This window comes from Streptomyces sp. WAC05292 (genome assembly GCF_003949955.1).
Classification (GTDB): domain Bacteria; phylum Actinomycetota; class Actinomycetes; order Streptomycetales; family Streptomycetaceae; genus Streptomyces; species Streptomyces globosus.
In genome coordinates this window covers 1-8,715 of sequence record NZ_RPSE01000270.1, presented here as the reverse complement: position 1 = coordinate 8,715, position 8,715 = coordinate 1, and the positions used below count along the sequence as shown (strand labels likewise).

Below are 8,715 nucleotides of genomic sequence, written 5' to 3'. Positions count from 1 at the left end.
CCGTCGGCCCCTCGGGCACCGAGCGCAGGCAGCGTGAAAGGGACGCTGTGATAGCCACGGTGGTGTTGGCTCAGGGAGCTGCCGAGGGCTACGTGAACTGGGTCTTCCTTCAAGCCGGTGTCCCGGCCCGGCTCCGCACCGGCTCAGAGCTCCCCGAGGTAGGCCGGGGCGGCGATCCCGGGGGCCAGGTCGGCGGCCGGGACGGGTACCCCGTACGCGGGTGCGACCGGGACCACCCCCGACCAGTACGGCAGGCCCAGGTCCTCGGGGTCGTCGTTCGGGCCGCCGGTCCGCACCTTCGCCGACACCTCCGCCAGGTCCAGGCGGATCACCGCCGTCGCCGCGAGCTCCTTCGCGGAAGCGGGCCGGGAGTCCGCCGACCGGCCCGGCACCACCTGGTCGACCAGGGCGTCGAGGGCCCTGCGGCGCTCGTCCTCGTCGGTCACCTGGCGGGCGGTGCCGTGCACCACCACCGAGCGGTAGTTCAGCGAGTGGTGGAACGCGGAGCGCGCCAGGACCAGGCCGTCGACGTGGGTGACGGTGACGCACACGGGCAGGCCGGGGTCGGTGCGGCCGGCCGCGAGCAGCGGCCGGGAGCCCGTCGAGCCGTGGACGTAGAGGGTCTCGCCGATGCGCCCGTACAGCGTCGGCAGGACGACCGGGGCGCCGTCCCGGACGAAGCCGAGGTGGCAGACGTACCCCTCGTCGAGGATGGCGTGGACGGTCTCGCGGTCGTAGCGAGCCCGTTCGCGCGAGCGGCTCGGGACGGTCCGGTCGGTGGGCTCGTAGGAGGCCCCGGCCGGTGCCGGCGTCTCGGTCGTGGCGGTCATGGCGCACCCCATTGCACTAGTGCATAATTGTGTTTGTGCTAGGAGAATATCGGATCAGTGGGCGGCGCGCATCGGAGATCGCCGCCGCCGTCGAGGACGGCGTCGCCTCCGGCGCCCTCGCGCCCGGCACCCTGCTGCCCGCGATGCGCGAACTCGCGGGGGAGCTCGGCGTCAACCCGAACACCGTCGCCGCCGCCTACCGCACCCTGCGCGAGCGCGGGGTCATCGAGACGGACGGCCGCCGCGGCAGCAGGGTCCGCGGGCGTCCCGCCACCGCCCCCCGCGACCAGCCGCCGCTGCCGCCGGGGGTGCGCGACACCGCCTCCGGCAATCCGGACGTCCGGCTCCTGCCGCCGCTCGACGCGGCGCTCGCCGCCGCGGCCGCCCGCCAGGCGCGGCGGCCGACGCTGTACGGGGACGACCCGGTCCTGCCCGAACTCGCCCGGGCGGCCCGGGGCGCGCTCGACGCCGAGGGCGTCGCGGCGGGCCCGGTCGCCGCGACCTCGGGTGCGCTCGACGGGATCGAGCGCGTACTGGCCGCCCACCTGCGGCCCGGCGACGCCGTGGCGGTGGAGGACCCCGGATGGGGCAGCCTCCTCGACCTGGTCGCGGCGCTCGGGCTGCGCGTCCTGCCCGTACCGGTCGACGACGACGGCCCGTCGGCCGCCGCCGTCGACGAGGCGCTCCGGCTCGGGGCGCGGGCGCTGGTCGTCACGGCCAGGGCGCAGAACCCGACCGGCGCGGTCGTCGCCGCCGGGCGCGCGGCGGAGCTGCGGGCCGTCCTGGCGGCACACCCCGGCGTGCTCGTCATCGAGGACGACCACGGGCACGGCATCACCGACGCGCCCCTGCACCCGCTCGGCGGGGTGACGGCCCACTGGGCCCTCGTCCGCTCCACCGCGAAGGCGTACGGGCCGGACCTGCGGCTGGCCGTGCTCACCGGTGACGCGGTGACCCTGGACCGGGTCCGCGGCCGGCAGCGGCTGGGGCCGGGCTGGGTGAGCCGGCTGCTCCAGTGCGCGGTCGTCGAGCTGTGGGACGCCGGGGCGGTGGACCCGGTACGGGTCGCCCGCTCGTACGCGGAGCGGCGGGACGCGCTGATCGCGGCCCTCGCCGGGCGGGGGGTGCGGGCCCACGGGCGCAGCGGGCTGAACGTCTGGGTGCCGGTCGCCGACGAGGCGGGGGCGGTCGCGCGGATGCTCGCGGCCGGCTGGGCCGTGGCGCCGGGCAGCCGCTTCCGGGTGCGGTCGGGGCCGGGCGTACGGGTGACGGTGTCGGGGCTGGAGCCGGCGGAGGCCCCCGTACTGGCCGACGCGCTGGCCGCTGCGGTCCGGCCGGCCGCGGGAGGCCGGACCGTCTGACGGGGCAGGCGGCCCGCCGCCGGGGCCGGTGCCGCGGCGCGGACCCCAGGCCGTCTCTTCCGGATCTTGTCTGGTGGCAAGTCCCGAAAGAGGCGGCCTAGCGGCGGCGGGCCTGGGTGAGCGCCGCGCCCACCAGGACGATCGCCGCGCCCACCGGGGTGTTCCAGTGCAGGCTCTCGCCCAGCAGGGCGACGCCCGCCGCGGTCGCGATGACCGGGATGAAGTAGGTGACCATCTGGGCCGTCGTCGGCCCGACCTCCGCGACCAGGCCGTACTGCATCTGGAGCGCCATGCCCGTGCCGAGCGCGCCCAGGGCGATGACCGACAGCGTCGGCCACAGCGGGAACGCGGCGGGGGCGGTGGTGAACACGGCGCTCACCAGCAGCAGCTGCGCCGTGGAGAGCAGCAGCTGGCCGCCGGTCAGTGCGACCGGGGAGCCGGGGACCGACGCGAGGGTGCGGCGGACGTAGATCCAGCCGATCGGGTAGCACAGCGAGGCGAGCAGCGCGAGCGCGGTGCCCTTGGCATCGACGCCCGCGAAGCCCTGCCACGCCCCGAGGACGGTCAGCACCCCGAGGAAGCCGAGGCCGAGGCCGGCGACGCGGCGGCGGGTCGGCCGGTCCTCCGAGAGCGCGACCAGCGACAGGGCCATGCCCCACAGCGGGGAGGTGGCGTTGCAGATCCCCGCCAGGCTGGAGGGGATGGTCAGCTCGGCGTACGAGAACAGCGAGAACGGGGCGGTGTTGAGCAGCAGGGCCGCGACCGTCAGGTGCATCCAGGTGCGGCGGCCCCGCGGCAGCGGCTCGCGGCGCAGGAGCAGCACCGCCACCAGCGCGAGGGCGCCGAAGAAGACCCGGCCGAGCGCGACGTGGAACGGGGCGTACGCCTCGGTGCCCACCTTGATCAGCAGGAAGCTGAAGCCCCAGACGACGGAGAGGAGCGCGAAGCGCAGCCGCCAGTCCACGCGGCTCGTGGTGAGTGGGGCGGGGGAGGCGCCGGTGGTGGGCGAGGTGGCGGTGCGGGGCGTGGCGGGTGCGCTCATGACAGGTACTCTGCTGCGCTCAACTACGTAGCACAAGCAAGATTTTTTGCGGGCGACGGCGTAGCATCGCTTACATGTTGAACCTGGAGCGCCTGCGCACCCTGGACGCCCTCGCCCGCCACGGCTCGGTCAGCGGCGCGGCCGACGGACTCCACGTCACCACCTCCGCCGTCTCCCAGCAGATGGCCAAGCTGGAGCGCGAGGTCGGCCAGCCGCTGCTGGCCAGGAACGGCCGCGGCGTCCGGCTCACCGACGCCGGGCGGCTGCTCGCCGAGCACGCGGCCCGGATCATCTCCCAGGTCGAGCTGGCCCAGGCCGACATCGAGGCCCGCCGCGGCTGCGCCGTCGGCGAGCTGCGGATCGGCGCCTTCCCCACCGGCATGCGCGGCCTGCTGCCGCGGGCCCTGACCGAGCTGCGCACCCGCCACCCCGAGTTGCGGCCGCGGGTACGGGAGCAGGAGCCGGCGGAGGGCATGGCCGCCGTCGTCCGCGGCGACCTCGACCTCGCCCTGGCCATCGACTGGCACAACAAGCGGATGCCGGTGCCGGGCGAGCTCACCAGGGAGCACCTCCTCGACGACCTCTGCGACATCGCGGTCCCGGCCGGGCACCCCCTGGCCGGCCGCGCGCACATCTCGCTGGGGGAGGTCGCCGAAGAGGAGTGGATCTCCTGGAAGGAGGGCCAGTTCTGCCACGAGTGGCTCGTCTACACGCTGCGCGGCATCGGCGTCGAGCCGCGGATCCGGCACATCGCCGAGGAGCACCACACCCAGCTCGCCTTCGTCGAGGCCGGCCTCGGGGTGTGCGTGACCCCGCGCCTCGGCCGCGGCCCGGTTCCGGCCGGTGTGCGGCTGCTGCCGGTCGGCGAGGCGGTCCGCCGCCACGTGTACGCGGTCTGGCGGGCCGATGCCGACCGGAGGCCCTCCATCCGGGCCGCCCTGGAGGCCCTGCGGATCGCCGCCGGGGCCGGGGAGGGGGTCCCCCGGGCGCGGTGAGCCGGCCCGCGCCGGGCCTCACAGCTTGCGGAAGTCCCAGGAGACGGCCGACTCAGGGGTGAGGCGGATCCAGGCGTGGCGGCCGTCGTGCGGCATCTGCGCCACGCCGAAGTTCTTCACGGGGAAGATCCGCTCCACCTCCTCCAGCTCCGGGCAGGGCGCCCCCGTGCGCGGGGCCTCGCCGACGAACTCCGCCCGGCCGGACAGCTCGATGCCGCGCAGCTCCCCGTACTCCTCGCCCGTGTCCACCACGGCCGACAGCCGGGGGTCCGCTCGCAGGTCCGCCCAGCGGCGGCTGCGGGTGAGCGAGTACAGCCACAGCGAGGTGCCGTCCCAGGCGAACCACAGCGCCCCGACGTGGGGCCGGCCGCCCGGGGAGACGGTCGCGACCCGGCAGGTCCGCTGCTCGCGCAGGAAGGCGTCCGCCTCCTCGGCGGTCATCATGATGCGGCGTCCGCGCCGCTGCGCACCGAAGGCTCCGGCCAACTGACCCACCCCTTCACATCTGACTGTGTGTCAGGAATCATGGGGTCTCGCCGTCCGCCGCGCCAGGGGGAGCCATGCCGCAATCCGGTCGCCGCCCAGCCGATCGCCCCGACCCCGGGGGCCCCGCCGCCACGGCGCTCCTCACCGTCGAATGCCAGCGCGGGGTCGTGGGCGAGGACGGCGCCCTGCCCGAGCTGGCCCGCGAGGCCCGCGACTCGGGCATGCTGGCGCGGGTGGCCGCGCTGGTCGACGCCGCGCACGGGGCCGGCGTGCAGGTGCTGCACGCGGTCGCCGAACGCCGCCCGGACGGACGCGGCGCCGGCGGCAACGCCCGGCTCTTCCGCGCCGCCGCGCGGCTTCCGGTCCGGCAGCTGGCGGGCAGCCCGGCCGTCGAGGTCGCGCCGCCCATCCGGGTCGCCGAGGAAGACCTGGTCGTACGGCGGCTGCACGGGCTGTCGCCGCTCGCCGGCACCGGGGTGGACGCGCTGCTGCGCAACCTCGGCGTCCGCACCCTCGTCGTCGCCGGCGTCTCCGCGAACATCGCGATACCGAACACCGTCTTCGACGCCGTCAACCTCGGCTACGAGGTCGTCGTCCCCGCCGACGCCGTCGCCGGGGTGCCCGCCGCCTACACCGCCGAGGTGCTGCGCCACTCCCTCGCCCTGGTCGCCACCCTCACCACCACCGGCGCGCTGACCGCCCGCTGGGCCGCCGAAGGCGCCGCGGCCGCCTCCGGGCCGCACTGACGCTCAGGGGAGCGCGGGCCCGGACGCGTCGCCGGCCGGGCCGCCGTCCGCCTCCGCCACCCGGTCGGCGAGCACCATCGCCACGTCGTCGGAGAGCGGGCCGCCGGTGTGGCGGACCAGCTCCCGCCGCAGCCCCTCCAGGAACTCCCGGCCGCCGCAGCCGCCCAGCCGCTCCATCGCCTCCGGCAGCGGGAAGAAGGCCCGGTCGCCGTCGCGCGCCTCGATCACGCCGTCGGTGTGCAGCAGCAGCCGGTCGCCGGGCGCGAAGGGGTGGGACTCCGTCAGGCCCGGCGGACCGGCGATGAACTCCTCCAGGCCCAGCGGAGGCATGGCGGAGGCGGGCAGCAGCGGCCGCGCCCTGCCCTCGTGCAGCAGCATCGGCGGCGGATGCCCGCGGTTGACGACCTCCACGACGGGCCCGTCCCCGACCTGCGCCACCAGCACCGTGACGAAGCCCTCCAGCAGGCCGTGCTCGTCGGTCGCGCCCGCCGCGACGGCGTCGCGGCGCAGCGCCGCCCCGCAGTGCACCACGACCTCCACCAGGTCCTCCTCGTAGTGCGCCGCCTCCCGGAACGCACCCAGGACCACCGCGGCCGCCCGGACGGCGGGCAGGCCCTTGCCGCGGACGTCGCCGACGATCATCCGGACGCCGAACCGGGTCTGCACGGCCTCGTACAGGTCGCCGCCGATCTGCGCCCCCGTCTCCGCCGCCAGGTACATGCTGGCCGCCCGCACCGGCCCCAGCCGCTCCGGCACCGGCCGCAGCAGCACCTCCTGCGCCGCCGCCGCGATCCGCCGGACCTGGTTCAGCTCGCTCTCCCGGCGGACGCGCACGGTGTTGCTCGTCGTCACGCTGGCGACGGACACGAGGAACAGCGCGAGGAAGTTGGCGTAGACCTGCCCGCTGCCCCACGCCTGGTTGTACGTGGCCGTCGTGATGCTCACCGCGACCGCCAGCCCGGCCGCCGCCATGGTGCCCTTCGGCCCCATCGTCACCGCCGCCAGCGCCGGCGTCGCGCACAGCACGGGACCGGTGTACAGGAAGTGCAGGGGCGTGAGCTCTATGATGAGCACCACCAGGGCGAGCGCGAACGGAACGCATTCCGCGAGCACGAACAGGACCTGGTGATGACCGCCGGCCCCCGGTCGAGGGGCCAAGTGCACGGGCGCCCGCATGGATACAGCCTGCGCCTCCCGGCCCCGCCGCTGCCACTCGTCGCGGGCCGCCACCCCGCTCCCCGGACGACCCGGTGGGAGGCTGAGCACCATGAGCACCGGCCAGGCCGACGGCCCCCTCCCGCCTCGGCCCCTGCCCGACCCGGCGGCGGACGACCCGCCCGGCCACGGCCCCCTGCTCTCCCGGGCCGCATTCGACGAGCTCTTCGACACCGTCCGCACCTGGGGGCGCTGGACCCCCGCCGGCCGCGGCGCGTGGAACCGCGTCACCCCCGACCACGTGCGGCGGGCCGCCGCGCTGGTCCGGTCCGGGCGGACCGTCCCCCTCGGTCTGCCCTGGGACACCCGGCCCGGCCCCGACAACGGCCGCCCGGCCCTCCACCACATGACCGACCTCGGCGACGTCGAGCCCGCCGAGCCCGCCACGCACAAGGACTTCCTCGCCGCCGACTACCACGGCAAGGCGGTCACCCACCTCGACGCCCTCTCCCACGTCGCCTACCGGGGAGAGCTCTACGGCGGAACGCCCGCCCGCGACGCGGTCGGCGCCGCCGGCGCTCGCTTCGGCACGGTCGCGGACCTCGGCGCCCTCTTCACCAGGGGCGTGCTGCTCGACCTCCCCGCAGCCCTCGGTGTGCACTGGCTCGAACCGGGCCACACCCTCCATGCCCGCGACCTCCTCGACGCGGAGCGGGCACTGGGCGCCACCCTCGACGAGGGGTGCGCCCTCCTGCTGCGGACCGGCCGCTTCCGGCGCCGCGGCGAGGCCGGCCCGTGGGACTCCGGCGCGGCCAGCGCCGGCCTCCACCCGGACGCCGTGCCGCTGCTCGCCGAGCGCGGCATCAGCCTGCTCGGCGCCGACGGGGACAGCGACGTCCGCCCCTCCCCGGTCGCCGGCGTCCACTCGCCCGTGCACGCCCTGGCCGTCGCCGCGATGGGGGTCCCGCTGCTCGACAACCTCGACCTGGAGCAGCTCTCCACGGCCTGCGCCGAGGCGCAGCGGTACGAGTTCGCGCTGGTCGTGGCGCCGCTGATGGTGCCCGGAGGCACGGGGTCGCCGGTCTGCCCGGTGGCCGTCCTCTGACGGCCACCGACACGGCACGACCGGACAAAAGGGAGATATTCTGGCCAACTAGCGGGTGTCCGTTCTCGCCGCACCGGTCCGAGGAAGTGGTGCAGATGGGGGTCGCGGGAGAGCCGATCAGCCCCGTACGCTCCCGTGAGCGCTTCCTTCTGGGCGAGCCGGTCGAGGCGGGCGTACGGAGCCCGATCCTGCACTCCTGGGAGCGCTGCCGGCTCCTCGGACTCTCCCCGGACCAGACCGAGCTCCCGTACCGCGACGACTTCGACCCCGACAGCCGGCTCGTCCGCGCCGCCGGGCCCGTCCTCGACCGGCTCGCCGCCCGCTTCGCCGGCAGCCGGATGAACGTCTCCCTCGCCGACGCGGGCGGGACCGTCCTCCAGCGCCGCTTCGGCGAACCCGAGCTCGCCCGCAGCCTTCCGCCCATCCAGACCGTGCCCGGCTTCGTCTTCGCCGAGCGCTTCGCGGGCACCAACGGCATCGGCCTCGCCCTCGCCGAGCGCCGCCTGGTCCAGGTCTACGGCGCCGAGCACTTCGCGGAGCGCTCCCAGTCGAACGCATGCTGCGCCGTCCCCGTCCGCAACCAGCTCAACGGGCTCGTCGAGGGCGTCCTCTGCTTCGGCTACCCGCGCGGCGACGAGGATCCGGCGCTGACCGCCCTGATCCGGCTCGCGGCCGGGTCCATCGAGCGCCGGCTCTTGGAGCAGACCTCGCAGCGGGAGCGCGCCCTGCTCCGGAGCTACCTCGACGCGCGGGCGCGCGCCGGCGCGGACGGGCGGCCGGCCGGAGCCGACGGAGCCCTAACCGTCCCCCACCCGGCGTCCGACCCCTCGGGCGCCCTGCTGGACCCGCGCGACGAGTCCGTCCTCAAGGACCGGGCCCGGGCCTGCTGGCGGGACGCCGAGGCCGTGTTCGCGGGGCTCGGGTCGCCGGAACTGGCCGAGGTGCGGGCCCTGCTGGCGTCGGAGATCGCTGCCTGACCCCACGGCCGGGGCCGG

At 76.2% G+C, this 8,715-nt stretch carries 8 protein-coding genes and 1 pseudogene; 5 read left to right on the top strand and 4 right to left on the bottom strand.

What is annotated here, in order from left to right:
* Positions 1-143: 143 nt before the first annotated feature.
* Complete coding sequence (locus EF903_RS23405) at positions 144-830, bottom strand: pyridoxamine 5'-phosphate oxidase family protein (protein WP_125546227.1); 687 nt, start codon at positions 828-830, stop codon at positions 144-146.
* A 35-nt stretch (positions 831-865) separates the two neighbouring features.
* Between EF903_RS23405 and EF903_RS23400 the strand changes: the two genes are divergently transcribed.
* A complete protein-coding gene (locus EF903_RS23400; RefSeq protein ID WP_125546225.1) occupies positions 866-2,191 on the top strand; it encodes an aminotransferase class I/II-fold pyridoxal phosphate-dependent enzyme in 1,326 nt (441 codons plus the stop codon).
* A 97-nt stretch (positions 2,192-2,288) separates the two neighbouring features.
* Here EF903_RS23400 and EF903_RS23395 read toward each other — a convergent pair whose 3' ends face one another.
* Positions 2,289-3,233, bottom strand: coding sequence for a DMT family transporter (locus EF903_RS23395; RefSeq protein ID WP_125546223.1), 945 nt, complete (start codon positions 3,231-3,233; stop codon positions 2,289-2,291).
* Between the two features lie 74 nt (positions 3,234-3,307).
* On the opposite strand from EF903_RS23395, the gene EF903_RS23390 reads away from it, so the two are divergent.
* Positions 3,308-4,228, top strand: a complete 921-nt coding sequence (locus EF903_RS23390; protein ID WP_125546221.1) for a LysR family transcriptional regulator — start codon at positions 3,308-3,310, stop codon at positions 4,226-4,228.
* An 18-nt stretch (positions 4,229-4,246) separates the two neighbouring features.
* Here the strand turns inward: EF903_RS23390 and EF903_RS23385 are convergent, their stop codons facing one another.
* Positions 4,247-4,672 carry a pyridoxamine 5'-phosphate oxidase family protein gene (locus EF903_RS23385; RefSeq protein ID WP_125546229.1) on the bottom strand — a complete coding sequence of 142 codons (426 nt, stop codon included), beginning with the start codon at positions 4,670-4,672 and terminating at the stop codon, positions 4,247-4,249.
* A gap of 116 nt (positions 4,673-4,788) precedes the next feature.
* Between EF903_RS23385 and EF903_RS23380 the strand changes: the two genes are divergently transcribed.
* Positions 4,789-5,460, top strand: a complete 672-nt coding sequence (locus EF903_RS23380; RefSeq protein WP_125546219.1) for a cysteine hydrolase family protein — start codon at positions 4,789-4,791, stop codon at positions 5,458-5,460.
* Positions 5,461-5,463: 3 nt separating this feature from the next.
* Here EF903_RS23380 and EF903_RS23375 read toward each other — a convergent pair whose 3' ends face one another.
* Positions 5,464-6,573 (bottom strand): PP2C family protein-serine/threonine phosphatase, encoded by a 1,110-nt coding sequence (locus tag EF903_RS23375; RefSeq protein ID WP_312845953.1) that lies wholly within the window; start codon positions 6,571-6,573, stop codon positions 5,464-5,466.
* Between the two features lie 154 nt (positions 6,574-6,727).
* Between EF903_RS23375 and EF903_RS23370 the strand changes: the two genes are divergently transcribed.
* Together EF903_RS23370 and EF903_RS23365 are read left to right on the top strand one after the other, a co-directional pair.
* A complete protein-coding gene (locus EF903_RS23370; RefSeq protein ID WP_125546215.1) occupies positions 6,728-7,720 on the top strand; it encodes a cyclase family protein in 993 nt (330 codons plus the stop codon).
* Between the two features lie 95 nt (positions 7,721-7,815).
* Positions 7,816-8,598: pseudogene (locus EF903_RS23365) on the top strand (GAF domain-containing protein); the annotation flags it as partial.
* Positions 8,599-8,715: the final 117 nt, after the last annotated feature.

What these genes read in the sequence shown, in the direction of transcription:
- EF903_RS23405 (WP_125546227.1), bottom strand. Translation starts at nt 830, where the DNA reads ATGACCGCCACGACCGAGACGCCGGCACCGGCCGGGGCCTCCTACGAG.
- EF903_RS23395 (WP_125546223.1), bottom strand. Translation starts at nt 3,233, where the DNA reads ATGAGCGCACCCGCCACGCCCCGCACCGCCACCTCGCCCACCACCGGC.
- EF903_RS23390 (WP_125546221.1), top strand. Translation starts at nt 3,308, where the DNA reads ATGTTGAACCTGGAGCGCCTGCGCACCCTGGACGCCCTCGCCCGCCAC.
- EF903_RS23385 (WP_125546229.1), bottom strand. Translation starts at nt 4,672, where the DNA reads ATGATGACCGCCGAGGAGGCGGACGCCTTCCTGCGCGAGCAGCGGACC.
- EF903_RS23380 (WP_125546219.1), top strand. Translation starts at nt 4,789, where the DNA reads ATGCCGCAATCCGGTCGCCGCCCAGCCGATCGCCCCGACCCCGGGGGC.
- EF903_RS23370 (WP_125546215.1), top strand. Translation starts at nt 6,728, where the DNA reads ATGAGCACCGGCCAGGCCGACGGCCCCCTCCCGCCTCGGCCCCTGCCC.